Genomic DNA, 16,932 nt, shown 5'->3' with positions numbered 1-16,932 from the left:
CCCTCCCTCACCAATGCGGCGGCTTGGTGACCGGCACGTCGGACGCGGCCTGCTCCTCCAGGGCCAGGAAGCGGTCGGTAAGCGCGCTGAGCTTGCGTTCCATCCGCTCGATCACCTTCCACTGCTCGGCGATCTGGCCTGACAGTTCCTCGATGGTCTTTTCCCGCTCGGCGGCGCGGATTTCCAGCGTCGTCAGCCGGTCGGCAGGCATGATCATTTCAAAACCCCGGTCTGTTGCGCTCACAGGCGATGCGTCCGTCGCGTTCCCCACATTAGCGAATGTGAAGGTCCCGGCCACCTTCGAAATTGACAAGCACGCGGGGATTTGTCGAGAGTGGACAACCCCCCGGCCGATTGGCACGGGCGGGGCAGCATGCTAGGCGTTTTGACCAAGCGATAAAAAATAAGAGTGGGACAGGCTGCATGGCGCAAGCCGCAATCGAACTGATCGGCATCAACAAGAGTTTTGGCGCCGTGCGCGCCAACCGCGACATCAATCTGGAGGTCGCGCGCGGCACCATCCACGGCATCGTCGGCGAGAACGGCGCCGGCAAGTCGACGCTGATGTCGATCCTCTACGGTTTCTACCAGGCCGACAGCGGCGAGATCCGCGTCGGCGGCCAGCCGGCGTCGATCAAGACGCCGAACGACGCCATCGCGCTCGGCATCGGCATGGTGCACCAGCATTTCATGCTGGTCGACAATTTCTCGGTGCTGGAGAACGTCATCCTCGGCGCCGAGAGCGATGCGCTCTTGAAGCGCAGCATCGCCAAGGCGCGTTCCGAGCTGGAACGGCTGGAGCGCGAATACGGGCTGGAGGTCGATCCCGATGCGATCATCGAAGAACTGCCCGTCGGCCTGCAGCAGCGCGTCGAAATCCTCAAGGCGCTCTATCGCGGCGCCGAGATCCTGATCCTCGACGAGCCGACCGGCGTCTTGACGCCGGCGGAGGCCGACCACCTGTTCCGCATCCTCAAGCAGCTGAAGGAGCAGGGCAAGACGGTGGTGCTGATCACCCACAAGCTGCGCGAGATCATGGCCATCACCGACACCGTCTCGGTGATGCGCCAGGGCACGATGGTGGCGACCAGGGTGACGAAGGAGACTACGGTCGGCGAACTCGCCGAACTGATGGTCGGACGCCGCGTGCTGCTCAGGGTCGAGAAGGGCGAGGCGGAAGCCGGCGCCGTGAAGCTCGCGGTCAAGAACCTGACGGTGAAGGACCAGCGCGGCGTCACCATGGTCGACGACATTTCCTTCGACCTGCGCGCCGGCGAGATCGTCGGCATCGCCGGCGTGGCCGGCAACGGACAATCCGAACTGCTCGAGGCGATTTCCGGCATCCGCCACGCCGTCTCCGGCTCGGTCATGCTCGACGGCAAGCCGATCGACCTGACCGGCAAGGCGGATCCCGGCGAACTGCGCGACCGCGGCCTCGCCCACGTGCCGGAGGACCGCCACCATGTCGGGCTGGTGCTCGCCTTCGAGGAGAACGAGAACTCGATCCTCGGCTACCACGACGACGAACGCTATCTGAAGGGGCCGCTGCTCGACATCGACGCCATCCGCAACGACGCCAAGGACAAGATCGCCAAATACGACATCCGTCCCGCCGACTGCCGGCTGAAGACGGCCAATTTCTCCGGCGGCAACCAGCAGAAGATCGTGCTGGCCAGGGAGATGGAGCAGGATCCGGGCGTGCTGATCGTCGGCCAGCCGACGCGCGGCGTCGATGTCGGCGCCATCGAATTCATCCACAAGCGGCTGATCGCCATGCGCGACCAGGGCAAGGCGGTGCTGGTGGTGTCGGTCGAGCTCGACGAGATCCGTTCGCTGTCCGACCGCATCCTGGTGATGTTCGCCGGCCGCATCGTCGGCGAGCGCGGTCCGGAAGCGACAGAAGGGGAACTCGGCCTGCTGATGGCCGGCGTCGAGCAGCGGGAGGCCGCGCAATGAGCACGCCTTACGCAAAACTTCCGGCCTGGGCCGACTACGGCCTGATCCCGGTGATCAACCTGTTCGTTGCCTTCGTCGTCGCCGGCTTCGTGGTGGTCCTGGTTGGGGAGAATCCGTTCCGCGCCGCGGTCATCCTGGTGCAAGGCGCCTTCGGCAAGGGGACGGGTATCGCGTTCACGCTGTTCTACGCCACCACCTTCATCTTCAGCGGGCTGTCGGTGGCGGTCGCGGCGCATTGCGGCCTGTTCAACATCGGCGGCGAGGGCCAGGGCTACATTGCCGGGCTCGGCATCGGCGTCGTGTGCCTCGCCTTCGACAGCGTGCTGCCATGGTGGCTGACCTTTCCGCTGGCGATCGTTGCCGCCGGGGCGATGGGGGCGCTGTGGGCGCTGATCCCGGCCTATCTGCAGGCCAGGCGCGGCTCGCACATCGTCATCACCACCATCATGTTCAACTTCATCGCCGCCAGCGTCATGGTCTATGCCCTGGTCGGCTTCCTTAAGCCGCTCGGCTCGATGGCGCCGCAGACGCGCACCTTCCTCGACGGCGCGCAATTGCCGAAGCTCAACTGGGTGATCGAGCTGTTCGGCGCCAAGATCCGCTCGGCGCCGCTCAACGTCTGCTTCCTCCTGGCGCTGCTGATGGCATTCCTGGTCTGGCTGCTGATCTGGCGCACCAGGCTCGGCTACGAGATGCGCACCTATGGCCACAGCGCCAAGGCGGCACGCTATGCCGGCATCTCGGAAACGCGCATCGTCATCATCGCGATGATGATCTCGGGCGCGCTGGCCGGCATGATGGCGCTCAACCCGACGATGGGCGACCAGCACAATGTCGCGCTCGATTTCGTCTCCGGCGCCGGTTTCGTCGGCATCGCGGTGGCGCTGATGGGGCGCCTGCATCCGGTCGGCATCGTGCTGGCGGCGATCCTGTTCGGCATGCTCTACCAGGGCGGCGCCGAACTTGCCTTCGAGATGCCGGCGATTTCCCGCGACATGATCGTCATCATCCAGGGCCTGGTCATCCTGTTCGCCGGCGCGCTCGAACACATGTTCCGGCCCTACATCCAGGCGCTGTTCGCGTCGATCAGTCCGAAGACGGTCGGCATCGAAGCGGTCAAGGGGAAGGGCGCCTGAGATGGATTTCTTCATCGCCATTGTGCAGATACTCGACTCGACCATCCGCCTGTCGGTGCCGCTGTTGCTGGCCTGCCTCGCCGGCCTCTATTCGGAGCGCGCCGGCGTCTTCGATATCGGGCTCGAGGGCAAGATGCTGGTCGGCGCCTTCGCTGGTGCTGCCGCCGCCTCGGTGCTGCATTCGGCCCTGCTCGGTCTCGGCACGGCCATCCTGATCTCGGTCGCCTTCGCCATGGTGCACGGCTTTGCCTCGATCACCCATCGCGGCAACCAGATCGTGTCCGGCGTGGCGATCAATTTCATCGCCGCCGGCTCCACCATCATGCTCGGCCAGCACTGGTTCCAGCAGGGCGGGCGGACGCCGGCGCTGGCGCCGGGCGAGCGGTTCGAGGCGATCACCTGGCCCGGCGCCGACGCGCTGCGTGACGTGCCGATCATCGGGCCGATCTATTCGGAACTGATCTCCGGCCACTCGATACTGGTCTATTTCGCGTTCCTGATGGTGCCGTTCGCCTGGTGGGTGCTCTACCGCACCCGCTTCGGCCTCAGGCTGCGCGCCGTCGGCGAGAACCCGGCCGCCGTCGACACGGCCGGCATCTCGGTCGCCTGGCTGCGCTACCGGGCGCTGATCTGCACCGGCATCCTCACCGGGGTTGCCGGCGCCTATCTGTCGATGGTGCAGAATGGCGGCTTCGTGAAGGACATGACCGCCGGCAAGGGCTACATCGCGCTGGCGGCATTGATCTTCGCCAAATGGAAGCCGGTCAACGCCATGTTCGCCTGCCTTTTGTTCGGCTTCCTCGATGCGCTGTCGATCCGCCTGCAAGGGACGCCGCTGCCGGTCATCGGCAAGGTGCCGGTGCAATTCATGCAGGCGCTGCCCTATGTGCTCACCGTGATCCTGCTTGCCGGCTTCATCGGCAAGGCGATCCCGCCGCGCGCCGGCGGCGTGCCCTATGTCAAGGAACGCTGAGGCAAACGCGGAAGCGAACCGGCTTTTGGACAAGATCGTGGGAGAGAAGAACTGAATGTCGCATGATCTGTTCGAGGCGGCCAAGGCTGCGATGGCCAAGGCCTATGCGCCCTATTCGAAATTTCCGGTGGGCGCCGCATTGCGCACCGAGGACGGGCGTATCTTTGCCGGCGCCAACATCGAGGTGGCCTCCTATCCCGAGGGCTGGTGCGCCGAAACAACGGCGCTCGGCCACTACATCATGGGCGGCGGCGGCAGGATCACCGAGATCGCGGTCCTTGCCGAGCGCATGGCCAAATGCTCGCCCTGCGGCGGTTGCCGGCAGCGGCTGGCGGAGTTCTGCCGGCCGGAGACGAAACTCTATCTTTGCGACAATGGCGGCGTGGTCGAGACGGTGACCATGGGCGATATGCTGCCTTACGGCTTCAGGGGCGACATACTGAAATGATGGAAAAGGCGCTCGATCATCTCGTCGAACGGCTGGACGGGCTGGCGCCCACGGTCGCGCTGGTGCTGGGTTCGGGCCTTGGCGGCCTCGTCGACAAGGTCGAGGACGCCAGGCGCATTTCCTATGCCGAACTGCCGGGCTTCCCGAGAAGCGGCGTCAGCGGCCATGCGGGTGAGGTGGTGGCGGGGCATTTCGCCGGCACGCCGGTGCTGATGCTGTCCGGCCGCGCGCATTATTACGAGCACGGCGTTGCCGCGGCGATGCGCCCGGCGCTGGAGGTGCTGGCCGGCATCGGCATCTCGCAGCTCATCCTGACCAATGCCGCCGGCTCGGTCGATCCGGAGATGGGGCCGGGTTCGGTGATGCTGATCACCGACCACATCAATTTCTCGGGCTCCAATCCGCTGATCGGAGAGCCCAGCGATCGCCGCTTCGTCGGCCTCACCGAGGCTTATAATGCGGGCCTGCGCAAGGCGATCGAGAAGGCGGCCAAGGCGACCGGCACCAAGCTGCATCAGGGCGTCTATATGTGGTTCTCCGGCCCTTGCTTCGAGACGCCGGCGGAGATCCGCATGGCGCGCATCATGGGCGCCAATGCGGTCGGCATGTCGACGGTGCCGGAGGTCATCCTCGCCCGCTTCCTGGGCTTGCGCGTCGCCGCCTGCTCGGTCGTCACCAACCTCGCCGCCGGCATGACAGGTGCGGAGCTCTCGCATCAGGAGACCAAGGACATGGCGCCCATCGGCGGGGCGCGGCTGGCGGCGATCCTCGAACGCGTGTTCCGCGACGGGCTGCCGGAGAGCTGATGCTTCCGCAGGAAATCATCCGCCGCAAGCGTGACGGCCACCGGCTTTCGGCACCTGAGATCGCGGCCTTCATCGAAGGGCTGACCGCTGGTACCGTCACGGAAGGCCAGGTCGGCGCCTTCGCCATGGCGGTGTTCTTCAACGGCATGAGCCGCGAGGAAGCGGTGGCGCTGACCGTCGCCATGCGCGATTCCGGCGACGTGCTCGACTGGTCCGACCTGCCCGGCCCGGTCACCGACAAGCATTCGACGGGCGGCGTCGGCGACAATGTCTCGCTGATGCTGGCGCCGATCGTCTCCGCCTGCGGCGCCTATGTGCCGATGATCTCCGGCCGCGGCCTCGGCCATACCGGCGGCACGCTGGACAAGATGGACGCCATCCCCGGCTACATCAGCCAGCCGGACGTGGCGCGCCTGCGCAAGACGGTGCTCGAGACCGGCTGCGCCATTATCGGCCAGACCGCCGACCTGGCGCCCGCCGACCGCCGCTTCTACGCCATCCGCGACGTCACCGGCACGGTGGAATCGGTGCCGCTGATCACCGCCTCGATCCTGTCGAAGAAGCTCGCCGCCGGACTTGGCTCGCTGGTGCTCGACGTCAAGGTCGGCAACGGCGCCTTCATGGAGAAGTCGCGCGATGCGACGGCGCTTGCCAGCAGCCTGGTCGAGGTCGCCAACGGCGCCGGGCTGAAGACCTCGGCGCTGGTCACCGGCATGAACGAGCCGCTGGCATCGGCCGCCGGCAACGCCGTCGAGGTGCGCAACGCGGTCGATTTCCTCACCGGTCGTTTCCGCGACAAGCGGCTGGAGGATGTGACGCTGGCGCTCGCCGCCGAGATGCTGCAGTCGGCCGGGCTGGCCGCGTCCAACCAGGACGGTATAAGGCGCGCCACCGAGACGCTTGCCGGCGGCCGCGCGGCTGCCGTCTTCCAGCGCATGGTGGCAGCGCTCGGCGGCCCCGCCGATTTCATCGACAGGCCGGAAAAATATCTGCCGAAAGCGCCGGTAGAACTCGCCGTGAAGGCGTCTGGAAACGGCTTCGTCAGCGGCATCGCGACGCGCGAGATCGGACTTGCGGTGGTCGGCCTCGGCGGCGGGCGGACGCGGCCTGAAGACAGGATCGATCACGCGGTCGGCATTACCAGGCTGTCGCCGGTCGGCGCGGAAGTGCGGGCGGGTGAGCCGCTGGCGCTGGTCCATGCGCGCACCGACGCGGATGCCGAGACAGCGGCTGCGGCCGTGCTTGCGGCCTACACGATCGGGACGTCGAAGCCGGCGGCGGAAAAGACCGTCATCCGGCGCGTGCTGCCGCGCTGACCATCCGGTCCGGCACCCCTACTGGACCAGCAACAGCGCCCCGTTCTCGACCTGATATTTCTGCAGCCGCTGCAGGAAGCTCATGCCGATCAGGTTGGTCTGCAGCGCCCGGTCGTCGAGCACCACCGCCTGGATATTGTCGACCGAGATCTTGCCGATCTGCAAGCGGTCGACCGTCACCACGGCGGCCTTGATCGAGCCATTGGCAGTGTTGACCTCGTGGATGAAATCCGACGGGCTGAGCGAGATGCCGACGCGGCGCGCCGTGGACGTGTTGATGGCGACCAGCGTCGCGCCGGTGTCGATCATGCCGTCGACCTGGCGGCCGTTGACCTTGAACGCAGAGCTGAAGTGTCCGCGCGCGTCGGCGTTGACCACCACCTTGCGGCCGAGCGGCAGCGGCGCGGCAGGCTTGTCCGGAACCGCGGCGAGGTTCAGGGCCGGCTGCGGCTCGGTCGCCGGCCTGGAGGCTGCCGTCGGTTTGAACAGCCCATCGAGCATCTGCGGGTTCGACTGATAGATGATCGGGATCGATGCCGATGTTCCGGCAAAGACGCCAAGGAAGAGGAGCTTGCGCAGCATGGGACCGGCCTGTGTGAAGGCCGATCCTTAACCCCGACATGGTGTTTTCGACTTTAACGTCGGCCGAAACCGCGGCTTTGCGTAAACGGGTGGTAAACAGCGGGCCTATTTGGTGCCGTACATGCGGTCGCCGGCGTCGCCAAGGCCGGGCATGATATAGCCCTTGTCGTTCAACTGGCGGTCGATCGAGGCGGTGAAGACGGGCACGTCGGGATGCGCCTTGGTGAAGCGCTCGATGCCCTCGGGCGCCGCCAGCAGGCACAGGAAGCGGATGTTGGTGGCGCCGCGCCCCTTCAGCTTGTCGATCGCCGCGATCGCCGAATTGGCGGTGGCGAGCATCGGATCGACGACGATCACCAGCCGGTCGGCGAGGTCGCTCGGCGCCTTGAAGAAATATTCGACCGCCTCCAGCGTGTCATGGTCGCGGTAGAGCCCGATATGGGCGACACGCGCCGCCGGCACCAGATCTAGCAGGCCTTCGAGCAGGCCGTTGCCGGCGCGCAGCACCGAGGCGAAGACCAGCTTCTTGCCCTCCAGTGTCGGCGCCTCCATCGTCTCGATGGGCGTCTCGATCTCGGTCGTCGTCAGCTCGAGATTGCGTGTGACCTCGTAGCCCAGAAGCAGCGAGATCTCGCGCAGCAGCCTGCGGAAGCCGGCGGTCGACGTCTCCTTCTTGCGCATGATGGTCAGCTTGTGCTGGACAAGCGGGTGGTCGACGACGGTGACGCCCTGCATGGTGCTCTCCTGGAATTCCGGCAATCCGAAAGACCCTAGCGACAATGCGGCGGCCAAGGAACCGCTTGGCCGTCACCGATCACAGTTTTTGCCGGAAATTTGCCTGTAAAGCAGTCAGCGCCCGGCGCCGTTCAGCCGGGCGAGAAGCGCTGCTTTCGTCTTGCGGTCGACGAAGGCGGCCTCGATCGCCGTCCTGGTGATGGCGACAAGCGCCTTGTCCTTGATCCCGAAATGCTCGGTGGCGATGTCGTATTCGCGCTGCAGCGAGGTCCAGAAATAGGGCGGATCGTCGGAGTTGAGCGTCACCTTGCAACCCGCCGCCAGCAGCGCCGGGAACGGATGGTCGGCGAAACTGTCGAACACCTTGAGCGCGATGTTGGAGCCCGGGCAGCATTCGAGCACCACGCCTTCGTCGGCGATGCGCCGGACGAGGTCGGGATTCTCGATGGCGCGCACGCCATGGCCGATGCGGGACGGCCGGATGTGGTCGAGCGCGGCCTTGACACTCTCCCAGCCCATCAGTTCGCCTGCATGGATGGTGATGCCGAGGCCGGCCTCGCGGGCGATCTCGAAGGCGCGGACATAGTCCTCGAAATCGCCGATGCGCTCGTCGCCGGCGACGCCGAAGCCGGTCACCAGCGGGTGGCCGCAGCGGGCGGCGAAGCGCGCCGCCTGCTCGATCGACTCGACGCCGACATGGCGCGCGCCGGTGACGATCATGCGGCCCTCGATCCCGGTCTTGGCCTTGGCGCGCGCCATGCCTTCGCCGAGCGCGTCGGTATAGGCCTTGGGCGACAGGCCGGCCTTTTTTGCGTGATCCGGCGAGGTGAAGACCTCGGAATAGATGGCGCCGTCGCGGGCGAGGCTGGTGAGATAGTGGTCTGCCAGCCGCGCATAGTCCTCCTCGGTGCGGAACAGGTCGGAGGCGAAATCGTAAGCCGCGAGGAAGGAGGTGAAATCATGCCAGACGAAGGCGCCGTCCTTGATGTAGGGCGACGTGTCCTTGCCGTATTTGCGCGCCTGGCTGATGACGAGCTCGGGCGCTGCTGCCCCTTCGATGTGGCAGTGCAGTTCCGCTTTCAGAGGCATACAGTCATCCCGTCAAGTTCGGTCCAGGTCAATAAGCCCACCACCTGGAAGCGCGGCCGAACACCGCGCCTTAAACAATAGCGCCCGCACCAGTGATCGGCTATGGTCCCGCCGGTTTTATGACGGATCAAAATAATGTCAGGTGAGAGAACCACGGCCGCGGGCGGCATGGAAACCTCCTATGGTTTCAAGCGGGTAGGGGCCGGTGACAAGCAGTCCCTGGTCAACGACGTTTTCCACAAGGTCGCCAATCGCTATGACCTGATGAACGACCTGATGTCGGGCGGGCTGCACCGGTTGTGGAAGGACGCCATGGTGACATGGCTCAACCCGCCGAAACGGCCGGGCTGGAAAGTGCTCGATGTCGCCGGCGGCACCGGCGACATCGCCTTCCGCATCATCGAGGCGAGCGATCGCCACGCGCACGCCACGGTGCTCGACATCAACGGCTCGATGCTCGACGTCGGCCGCGACCGCGCCGAGACGAAAGGCCTCAGCGAAAACGCCGATTTCGTCGAGGCCAATGCCGAGGAACTGCCCTTCGCCGACAATGTTTTCGACGCCTATACGATCGCCTTCGGCATCCGCAACGTGCCGCGTATCGACGTGGCGCTCTCCGAGGCCTTCCGCGTGCTGAAACGAGGCGGGCGTTTGCTGTGTCTCGAATTTTCCGAGGTCGAGATGCCGTTGCTCGACAAGGCCTACGAAGCCTGGTCGTTCAACGCCATCCCGAAGATCGGCCAGGCGGTCACCGGCGACGGCGAACCCTATTCCTACCTGGTCGAATCGATCCGCAAATTTCCGAACCAGGCGAATTTCGCTTCCATGATCACCCGGGCGGGCTTCGACCGCGTCTCCTTCCGCAACTATTCCGGCGGCATCGCCGCACTGCATTCGGGCTGGAAGCTTTGAGGCAGGAAACCTTGAGGCAGGCCAGACGATGAGCAGCGTCCGATGAGCAGCGTCGGCGCCGCCTTTCGGCTCGCAAGGGCCGGCTGGGTGCTGGTCCGCGAGGGCGTCGTCTCGGCGCTGCCGGGCGAGGAGCTTTCCGGCCTGCCGAAATTCGGCTGGCGCATGGCGCGGCTGTTCACCCGCCGCAGCGCGCTTGCCTACAAGCGCGGCGACCGGCTGGCCAAGGCGGTGGTGCGGCTGGGGCCATCCTACGTCAAGCTCGGCCAGTTCCTGGCGACACGGCCCGATGTCGTCGGCAACGACATGGCGCTCGACCTCGCGCTTCTCCAGGACAAGATGCATACGTTCCCGCAGGCCGAGGCGATCGCCGCCATCGAGTCCTCGCTCGGGCGCAAGATCGGCGATCTCTACGCCAGCTTCGACGGCGCCGTCGCCGCCGCCTCGATCGCCCAGGTGCACAACGCCGAGACGGTGAAGGAAGGGGTTGCTACCCGGGTGGCGGTGAAGGTCATCCGGCCTGGCGTGCGGCGGCGCTTCTTCCACGATCTCGAAAGCTATTTCCTCGCCGCCCGCCTGCAGGAAAAATACATCCCCTCGTCGCGCCGCCTGCGGCCGGTCGAGGTAACCGAGACGCTGGCGCAGACCACCAAGATCGAGATGGATCTCAGGCTCGAGGCGGCGGCGCTGTCCGAGCTCGGCGAGAACACCAAGGACGATCCGGGCTTCCGCGTGCCCTCGGTCGACTGGGAGCGGACCGGCCGCGACGTCTTGACCATGGAGTGGGTCGACGGCGTCAAGATGAACGACATTGCCGGCCTCGTGGAGGCAGGTCACGATCTCAAGGCGATCGCCACCAACCTCATCCAGTCGTTCCTGCGCCATACGCTGCGCGACGGCTTCTTCCATGCCGACATGCATCCGGGCAATCTGTTCGTCGAGGCCAACGGTACCATCGTCGCCGTCGATCTCGGCATTGCCGGCCGGCTCGGCAAGAAGGAGCGCCGCTTCCTCGCCGAGATACTCTACGGCTTCATCGTGCGCGACTACCAGCGCGTCGCCGAGGTGCATTTCGAGGCCGGTTATGTGCCGCGCCAGCACAATGTCTCGGCCTTCGCGCAAGCGATCCGCGCCATCGGCGAGCCGATCCACGGCCAGCCGGCGGAAACCATCTCGATGGCCAAGCTGTTGACGCTGCTGTTCGAGGTCACCGAACTGTTCGACATGGCGACCCGGCCCGAGCTGATCCTGCTGCAGAAGACCATGGTGGTGGTCGAGGGCGTCGCCCGCACGCTCGATCCGGCCTTCAACATGTGGAAGACATCCGAGCCGGTGGTGGGCGACTGGATCGCCGGCAATCTCGGCCCGCGCGGCCTTCTTGTCGATGCGCGCGACGGCACCAGGGCGCTGCTGGCGCTGGCCCGCCAGGCGCCCGACATCGCCGCCCGCACCGAGCGGCTGTCGCGCGAGATCGACCTGATGGCCGAGCACGGGCTGCGCTTCGACGAGGCGACGGCACGCGCCATCGGCAAGGCCGAGGCACGCCATACCCGCTCAGGCCGCGTGGCCCTGTGGGTGATCGCGCTGACGCTGCTCTACATCGTGTGGAAGCTCGCCTAGCGGTCTGGTTGCCCTCTCTTGATTGCATTGCTATCATTGCAACCAGAGATGCCAAGCAGAGTGCAATCACATGGCCAGCATCACCATTCGCAATCTTGACGACGAAATCAAGGACCTGCTGCGCCGGCTGGCGGCCGAAAACGACCGCTCGATGGAGGAGCAGGCGCGGGTGATGCTTCGGGCCTCGGTCGAAGGTCAAGTCGGATCCGCCGGTCGCCTCGACCAGATCGAGAAGACGCTGCACGAACTGGCAGGCTCGCGCCAGCAGGCGACGCCCATTGTCGCCGCATCAGGCAAGGCTGCCCTGCGAGGCAGCCTCTCCGGCAAGCGCATCCTGCTCATCATCGGCGGCGGCATTGCCGCCTACAAGGCGCTCGACCTGATCCGCCGCCTGCGCGAGCGCGGTGCGGCGGTGCGGGTGGTGATGACGGCGGCGGCGCAGGAGTTCGTCACCACGCTTTCGGCCGGCGCGCTTTCGGCCGACCATGTCTTCACCGAACTGTTCGACCGCAATGACGAGCATGATGTCGGCCATATCCGCCTGTCGCGCGAGGCCGACCTGCTGGTGGTGGCGCCGGCCACCGCCGATCTGATGGCGAAGCTTGCCAACGGCCATGCCAATGATCTCGCCTCGACGGTGCTTCTCGCCACCGACAAGAAGGTGCTGATGGCGCCGGCGATGAACCCGAAAATGTGGTCGCATCCGGCGACCCGCCGCAACCGGGCGACCCTGCAAAAAGACGGCGTTGTCTTCGTCGGCCCGGCCAAAGGCGAGATGGCCGAGAGCAACGAGGCGGGCGAGGGCCGCATGGCCGAACCGCTGGAGATCGCAGCCGCGATCGAGGCGCTGCTCGACGAGAGGCCGAAGCCGCTGGCGGGCCGCAGGATCATCGTCACCTCGGGGCCGACGCATGAGCCGATCGACCCGGTGCGCTACATCGCCAACCGCTCGTCCGGCAAGCAGGGTCACGCCATTGCGGCGGCGTTGGCGAAGCTCGGCGCCGATGTGCGGCTGGTCTCCGGTCCGGTCACCATCGCCGATCCGGCCGGCGTCATCACTACCCATGTCGAGACCGCAGCCGAGATGAAGGGCGCAGTCGAAAGCCTTTTGCCGGCGGATGCGGCGGTGTTCGTCGCCGCCGTCGCCGACTGGCGCACGGCGAACGCCGCCGGCGAGAAGATCAAGAAGATGGCCGGCGAGGGACCGCCTTCGCTGCAGATGGTCGAGAACCCGGACATTCTGGCCGGCGTCGGTCATCACAAACAGCGGCCGGGGCTGGTTGTCGGCTTTGCCGCCGAGACGCAGGATCTGATCAGCAACGCCGAGGCCAAGCTGAAGAAGAAGGGCGCCGATTTCATCGTCGCCAACGACGTCTCGCATGAAAGCGGCATCGGCCCGTCCGGCGTGATGGGCGGCGACCGCAACAAGGTGCGGATCGTCTCGAAGGCAGGCGTCGAGGAATGGCCCGAGATGGGCAAGGACGAGGTGGCGGCACGGCTCGCCGCACTCATTGCCGAGCGGCTGAAGACCATCGTTGTCTGAACGCCCCGCCGCCGAAGACGGCCGGCCCGGCTAATTTCACTCGGCGGCGATGCCTGTAAGGCTCGCGTTGGCGGCTAGTCCGGCTTCGATGGACTCCGAAATGATCCTCAGGCCGAGACCCAGGTCCTCCTCGGAGATGGTCAAAGGAGGGGCTATGCGGAAGACGCCGCCCATCCCGGGAAGCTTGACGATGTTCATGCTCAGGCCGCGCCGGAACGCTTCCGCCGCGATTGCGGCACCCAACTCGTGATTGGGCACCTTGCCGTCCTTGACGATCTCGACCCCGAGCAGCAGGCCGCGACCGCGCACGTCGCCGACACATTCATATCGCTGCTTCAGCCGCGACAGCCCTTCGAACAGTTTCGCTCCGAGGCGCTGGGCCCGGTCGACGAGCTTTTCCTCTTCCACCACATCGAGCACCGCAACGCCGACGGCCGCCGGCAGCGGGTCGGAGACATGCGTGGTATAGAACAGGAAGCCCTTGTCGTGCGCCGCTTCCTCGATTTCAGCCGTCGTCATCACCGCCGACAGAGGAAGCCCGGCGCCGATGGTCTTGGACAGCGTGAGGATGTCCGGGGTGACGCCATCTTTTTGGAAAGCGAACATGTCTCCCGTGCGGCCGATGCCGGTCTGCGCTTCATCGAGGATCAGCAGCATTCCGCGCTCGCGGCATTTCTGATGGAGTGCCGCCAGATAGCCTTGCGGCAATTCCAGAATGCCGCCGCTCGACAGGATCGGCTCGGCGACAAAGGCCGCCAGGCTCCCGGTCGACTGGCTGTCGATCATATCGAACGCATCGTTCAGCTCGGTCAGCCAGTCCAATGAACCGTCGGCATTCCTGAAGCGCGGCCGGAAGCTGTTGGGCGCGGGAATCGCAAGAGATCCAACCGCCGCGGGCCCATATCCCTTGCGGCCGGCGCTGTAGGTCGCCGACGCGGCGGCACCGGTCATCCCGTGCCAACTCTTCGAGAAGGCGACGATCTCGTGCTTGCCGGTCACCAGCTTGGCCATCCGGATGGCTGCTTCGTTGGACTCGGCGCCGGTCGAGAGCAGCAGCACCCTGTCGAGGCCGGGCGCCAGCGCGGCGAGACGTTCGGCAAGCTCGACCACCGGGCGGGACAGCATGCCGCTGAAAAGATGCGCGGCCCTTTCCACCTGGCGGCTGACCGTCGAGACGATCCTGGGGTGAGCATGCCCGAGCAGGGCGCTCATCTGTCCGGAGGTGAAGTCGAGGATGGGCCTGTCGTCGGCATCGTAGACGAAGGAGCCAGCGGCGCGCTCGATGATGGCGGGCTCGAAGCTGCCGCCATAGCGGATCAGGTGCTTGCGCGCCGAATCCCAAAACCCAGGCTCCAAGTTTTTCGACATCTCTCAACTCCAGCAAGCGTTGCGCCAACAATCTAGCGGCTGGCGCGGATGCAGTAAAATTGATAGTTGTCGGATTCTGATATCAATGGATTTGATATGCTCGATCTCAAGCTGCTGGCGACATTCGTGCGCGCGGCGCATTCGGGAACCCTCAGTGCGGTGGCGGTACAGGTCGGACGCACGCAGTCGGCCGTGACAATGCAGGTGCAGCGGCTCGAGGAAGCCCTCGGCCAGAGCCTGTTTCATCGCAGCGGCAGCGGGGTGCGGCTCACCGGCAGCGGCGAGCGCTTCCTGGCCTATGCCGAGCGCATCCTCAAAATCCATGACGAGGCGATCTCGGCGCTGTCCGACAAAGGCCTGCACGGTTCGATTATTTTCGGCAGTCCCGAGGACTATCTGAGCGCGTTCTTTCCCGCGCTCCTGAAGGGCTTCGGAACCATGTATCCCGATGTCGAAATCAAGGTGGTTTCGGCGCCCACCGTCGAATTGCGGACGCTTCTCAACGCGCGCCAGATCGACCTGGCGCTTGTCTCCAGTCCGAACGCAAGCGACGCGCATGTGCGCACCGAAGCGCTCGTATGGGTGGGCAGCAAGCCGGCGCTGGACCTCTACGATTTTGGCGACATCGTGCCGCTGGCGTTGTCGGCGTCGAATGCCGTCGACCATAAGGCGGCTTGCGAGGCCATGGCGCGCGCCGGACTGCGCTACAAAATATCCTATGCCAGCAACAGCCTTGCCGGGCTGATCGCCGTGGCGCGGTCGGGCCTGGCAATCAGCGTGATGACCGAGGATGCGGTGCCGTCGGACCTCCATATTCTGGGCGCGCCGCTTCCTCGCTTGCCCCAGCTTGGCATTCTGGTCGCCTTTGCCGACACCGAGCGATCACCCGCGGTCGAGGCCTTCGCCGATCACATCCGAGCCGTTCTGCCGTCCCTGTGAGAACTTCCGCTCTCCGATTGTCTCCCGAGGTCAGCCCGTCGCTTCCTGTGGATGCGCGGTTGGCATAGCGATCCTGATGGCCGCCAGGCAGCCGAGAATGCCGAGCGGCACGAAAGCGAGGAACAGCCAGCCGGCGACGTTCGCCGCCGCGTCGCGGTTCAGGCCTTCGGAAAAGCCGCTGGCATTGGCGATGATGCCGGCGAGCGCCGCCCCCACCGCATAGCCGATGCGCTGCATGGTCGGCACCGCGGCGGAGGCGATGGTCTGCTCGCCGTCACGGGCCGAGGCGACGATGACGCGGGTGAGGAACGGCCAGGACACGCCGAAGCCGCCGCCCTGCAGCAGAGCGCAGAGCAGGATCAACGGAATCGAGCCGCTCGGGATTGCATAGGCAAGCCCGGCGAGGCCGGCCGCGATCATCAGCGCGCCCACCACGATGATAAGTCGCTCGCGCTCCAGCGGCGCATTGGCGACGAGGATCGCAAGGATCGACCAGGCAATCGATTCGGCAGCGATGATGTAGCCGGTGGTCAGGATCGGGATGCCGTGCAGCGTGGTCAAAAGCAGCGGCCCATAGATGGCGAAGGAACAGGTTGCCACCGAGAAGGCGGCCACCATGGTCATGCCGCTGCCGACCGGCGAGCGCCAGGAAAACAGCCGCGACGGAAACAGCCGCGAGTCCGGCTTCAGCGCATCGATGCGGAAGAATAGCACGAGGCCGATCAACCCCAGCCCAAGCAGCAGCGAGGAGCGCAGCAGGGCGACATCGACGCCGGCGCTGGCGATCAGCACGACGCTGACGGCAAGGCAGCCGAGCGCTGCATAAGGGAAGGGCGGCGCCGTGCCCTTGTCCACCTGCGGCCTGGTCGCCTGCGGCGTGTCGAGCACGATGAAGCTTGCCAGCGCCATGGCGGTGCCGCCGACGGTGAAGATGCCGAAGGCCCAGCGCCACGACAGAAGCTCGGCCATGATGGCGCCAAGCATCGGGCCGCTGAAGGCGGCAACACCCCAGATCGCCGACATGATGCCGAAAAGCTGCGGCCAAATGTTGCGCGGGAACAGCCGCTCGACCGAGACGAAGGCCAGCGACACCAGCGCACCGCCGCCCAGCCCCTCGACCAGCCGTCCGGCAAGGAAGAGCGGCATTGAGGGTGCGGTGGCGCAGATCAGCGCGCCGGCCGCATAGAGCAAGGCGGCAACCATCATGTTGGTGCGCAGCGCCACATAACTCACCAGCCTTCCGGCGGCAGCACCGGCGACGATGGCGCCAAGCTCGTAGATCGCCAGCGACCAGCCGACCAATTGCACGCCGGCCAGCTCGCCGACCATCGCCGGCATCACCGTCGCCACCATCGTCTCGTTGGTGGCGTGCAACAGAATGCCGAGGCTGATGAAGCAAAAGCGCGCCAGGTCGCCGCTCGCCCACAATGCCCGCCAGTCCACCTTGCCGCCCGCCTTGTTGCCGCTTGCCGCCGTCACGTCGATCTCCTGCTTGCCATTCGCAGCCTCATC

The 16,932-nt window shown here is 65.8% G+C and carries 16 protein-coding genes; 10 read left to right on the top strand and 6 right to left on the bottom strand.

Annotated features, from left to right (window positions below; genetic code table 11):
• Positions 1-7: 7 nt before the first annotated feature.
• On the bottom strand, positions 8-214 hold the full coding sequence (locus EN857_RS08175) for a SlyX family protein (RefSeq protein WP_189521638.1): 207 nt from the start codon (positions 212-214) through the stop codon (positions 8-10).
• Between the two features lie 209 nt (positions 215-423).
• On the opposite strand from EN857_RS08175, the gene EN857_RS08170 reads away from it, so the two are divergent.
• From EN857_RS08170 to deoA, 6 genes are read left to right on the top strand one after another with little or no spacing between them, the layout of a single operon-like run.
• Complete coding sequence (locus EN857_RS08170) at positions 424-1,956, top strand: ABC transporter ATP-binding protein (RefSeq protein ID WP_127283528.1); 1,533 nt, start codon at positions 424-426, stop codon at positions 1,954-1,956.
• Positions 1,953-3,092, top strand: coding sequence for an ABC transporter permease (locus tag EN857_RS08165; protein WP_135858277.1), 1,140 nt, complete (start codon positions 1,953-1,955; stop codon positions 3,090-3,092). The genes EN857_RS08170 and EN857_RS08165 overlap by 4 nt, the downstream gene beginning before the upstream one ends.
• Before the next feature lies 1 nt (position 3,093).
• Positions 3,094-4,065, top strand: coding sequence for an ABC transporter permease (locus tag EN857_RS08160; RefSeq protein WP_127312239.1), 972 nt, complete (start codon positions 3,094-3,096; stop codon positions 4,063-4,065).
• A 55-nt stretch (positions 4,066-4,120) separates the two neighbouring features.
• Complete coding sequence (gene cdd, locus EN857_RS08155; protein ID WP_127286137.1) at positions 4,121-4,513, top strand: cytidine deaminase; 393 nt, start codon at positions 4,121-4,123, stop codon at positions 4,511-4,513.
• The gene (locus EN857_RS08150) at positions 4,510-5,319 is read left to right on the top strand and encodes a purine-nucleoside phosphorylase (protein ID WP_127391240.1); all 810 of its coding nucleotides are present in this window, start codon (positions 4,510-4,512) and stop codon (positions 5,317-5,319) included. Before cdd ends, EN857_RS08150 begins: the two co-directional genes overlap by 4 nt.
• Positions 5,319-6,635, top strand: a complete 1,317-nt coding sequence (gene deoA / locus EN857_RS08145) for a thymidine phosphorylase (RefSeq protein WP_128346399.1) — start codon at positions 5,319-5,321, stop codon at positions 6,633-6,635. The genes EN857_RS08150 and deoA overlap by 1 nt, the downstream gene beginning before the upstream one ends.
• An 18-nt stretch (positions 6,636-6,653) precedes the next feature.
• On the opposite strand, the gene EN857_RS08140 is transcribed toward deoA, so the two are convergent.
• From EN857_RS08140 to EN857_RS08130, 3 genes are all read right to left on the bottom strand, one after another.
• Complete coding sequence (locus EN857_RS08140; protein ID WP_127393650.1) at positions 6,654-7,217, bottom strand: TIGR02281 family clan AA aspartic protease; 564 nt, start codon at positions 7,215-7,217, stop codon at positions 6,654-6,656.
• A gap of 105 nt (positions 7,218-7,322) precedes the next feature.
• On the bottom strand, positions 7,323-7,952 hold the full coding sequence (gene upp / locus EN857_RS08135; RefSeq protein ID WP_126058358.1) for a uracil phosphoribosyltransferase: 630 nt from the start codon (positions 7,950-7,952) through the stop codon (positions 7,323-7,325).
• Positions 7,953-8,066: 114 nt separating this feature from the next.
• Positions 8,067-9,041 carry an adenosine deaminase gene (locus tag EN857_RS08130; RefSeq protein WP_127393651.1) on the bottom strand — a complete coding sequence of 325 codons (975 nt, stop codon included), beginning with the start codon at positions 9,039-9,041 and terminating at the stop codon, positions 8,067-8,069.
• Positions 9,042-9,176: 135 nt separating this feature from the next.
• Here EN857_RS08130 and ubiE point away from each other — a divergent pair, with 135 nt between their 5' ends.
• From ubiE to coaBC, 3 genes are all read left to right on the top strand, one after another.
• Positions 9,177-9,953, top strand: a complete 777-nt coding sequence (ubiE, locus tag EN857_RS08125; RefSeq protein ID WP_127308935.1) for a bifunctional demethylmenaquinone methyltransferase/2-methoxy-6-polyprenyl-1,4-benzoquinol methylase UbiE — start codon at positions 9,177-9,179, stop codon at positions 9,951-9,953.
• A gap of 42 nt (positions 9,954-9,995) precedes the next feature.
• A complete protein-coding gene (gene ubiB, locus EN857_RS08120) occupies positions 9,996-11,570 on the top strand; it encodes a 2-polyprenylphenol 6-hydroxylase (RefSeq protein WP_128346400.1) in 1,575 nt (524 codons plus the stop codon).
• Between the two features lie 70 nt (positions 11,571-11,640).
• A complete protein-coding gene (gene coaBC, locus EN857_RS08115) occupies positions 11,641-13,113 on the top strand; it encodes a bifunctional phosphopantothenoylcysteine decarboxylase/phosphopantothenate--cysteine ligase CoaBC (RefSeq protein WP_210214026.1) in 1,473 nt (490 codons plus the stop codon).
• 36 nt (positions 13,114-13,149) lie between these two features.
• On the opposite strand, the gene EN857_RS08110 is transcribed toward coaBC, so the two are convergent.
• Positions 13,150-14,481, bottom strand: coding sequence for an aspartate aminotransferase family protein (locus tag EN857_RS08110; RefSeq protein WP_128346401.1), 1,332 nt, complete (start codon positions 14,479-14,481; stop codon positions 13,150-13,152).
• 96 nt (positions 14,482-14,577) lie between these two features.
• Here EN857_RS08110 and EN857_RS08105 point away from each other — a divergent pair, with 96 nt between their 5' ends.
• Entirely contained in the window at positions 14,578-15,420 is an 843-nt protein-coding gene (locus EN857_RS08105) for a LysR family transcriptional regulator (protein WP_135858274.1), read from the top strand.
• A 30-nt stretch (positions 15,421-15,450) separates the two neighbouring features.
• On the opposite strand, the gene EN857_RS08100 is transcribed toward EN857_RS08105, so the two are convergent.
• Entirely contained in the window at positions 15,451-16,899 is a 1,449-nt protein-coding gene (locus tag EN857_RS08100; protein ID WP_127393778.1) for an MFS transporter, read from the bottom strand.
• Positions 16,900-16,932: the final 33 nt, after the last annotated feature.

Origin of the sequence: Mesorhizobium sp. M4B.F.Ca.ET.214.01.1.1 (assembly GCF_004791545.1) — a bacterium.
Lineage (GTDB): Bacteria > Pseudomonadota > Alphaproteobacteria > Rhizobiales > Rhizobiaceae > Mesorhizobium > Mesorhizobium abyssinicae.
This window is presented reverse-complemented; position numbering and strand designations above follow the sequence as displayed.

What these genes read in the sequence shown, in the direction of transcription:
- upp (WP_126058358.1), bottom strand. Translation starts at nt 7,952, where the DNA reads ATGCAGGGCGTCACCGTCGTCGACCACCCGCTTGTCCAGCACAAGCTG.
- EN857_RS08165 (WP_135858277.1), top strand. Translation starts at nt 1,953, where the DNA reads ATGAGCACGCCTTACGCAAAACTTCCGGCCTGGGCCGACTACGGCCTG.
- EN857_RS08105 (WP_135858274.1), top strand. Translation starts at nt 14,578, where the DNA reads ATGCTCGATCTCAAGCTGCTGGCGACATTCGTGCGCGCGGCGCATTCG.
- EN857_RS08110 (WP_128346401.1), bottom strand. Translation starts at nt 14,481, where the DNA reads ATGTCGAAAAACTTGGAGCCTGGGTTTTGGGATTCGGCGCGCAAGCAC.
- coaBC (WP_210214026.1), top strand. Translation starts at nt 11,641, where the DNA reads ATGGCCAGCATCACCATTCGCAATCTTGACGACGAAATCAAGGACCTG.
- ubiE (WP_127308935.1), top strand. Translation starts at nt 9,177, where the DNA reads ATGTCAGGTGAGAGAACCACGGCCGCGGGCGGCATGGAAACCTCCTAT.
- EN857_RS08130 (WP_127393651.1), bottom strand. Translation starts at nt 9,041, where the DNA reads ATGCCTCTGAAAGCGGAACTGCACTGCCACATCGAAGGGGCAGCAGCG.
- EN857_RS08170 (WP_127283528.1), top strand. Translation starts at nt 424, where the DNA reads ATGGCGCAAGCCGCAATCGAACTGATCGGCATCAACAAGAGTTTTGGC.
- ubiB (WP_128346400.1), top strand. Translation starts at nt 9,996, where the DNA reads ATGAGCAGCGTCGGCGCCGCCTTTCGGCTCGCAAGGGCCGGCTGGGTG.
- cdd (WP_127286137.1), top strand. Translation starts at nt 4,121, where the DNA reads ATGTCGCATGATCTGTTCGAGGCGGCCAAGGCTGCGATGGCCAAGGCC.
- EN857_RS08160 (WP_127312239.1), top strand. Translation starts at nt 3,094, where the DNA reads ATGGATTTCTTCATCGCCATTGTGCAGATACTCGACTCGACCATCCGC.
- deoA (WP_128346399.1), top strand. Translation starts at nt 5,319, where the DNA reads ATGCTTCCGCAGGAAATCATCCGCCGCAAGCGTGACGGCCACCGGCTT.
- EN857_RS08150 (WP_127391240.1), top strand. Translation starts at nt 4,510, where the DNA reads ATGATGGAAAAGGCGCTCGATCATCTCGTCGAACGGCTGGACGGGCTG.
- EN857_RS08140 (WP_127393650.1), bottom strand. Translation starts at nt 7,217, where the DNA reads ATGCTGCGCAAGCTCCTCTTCCTTGGCGTCTTTGCCGGAACATCGGCA.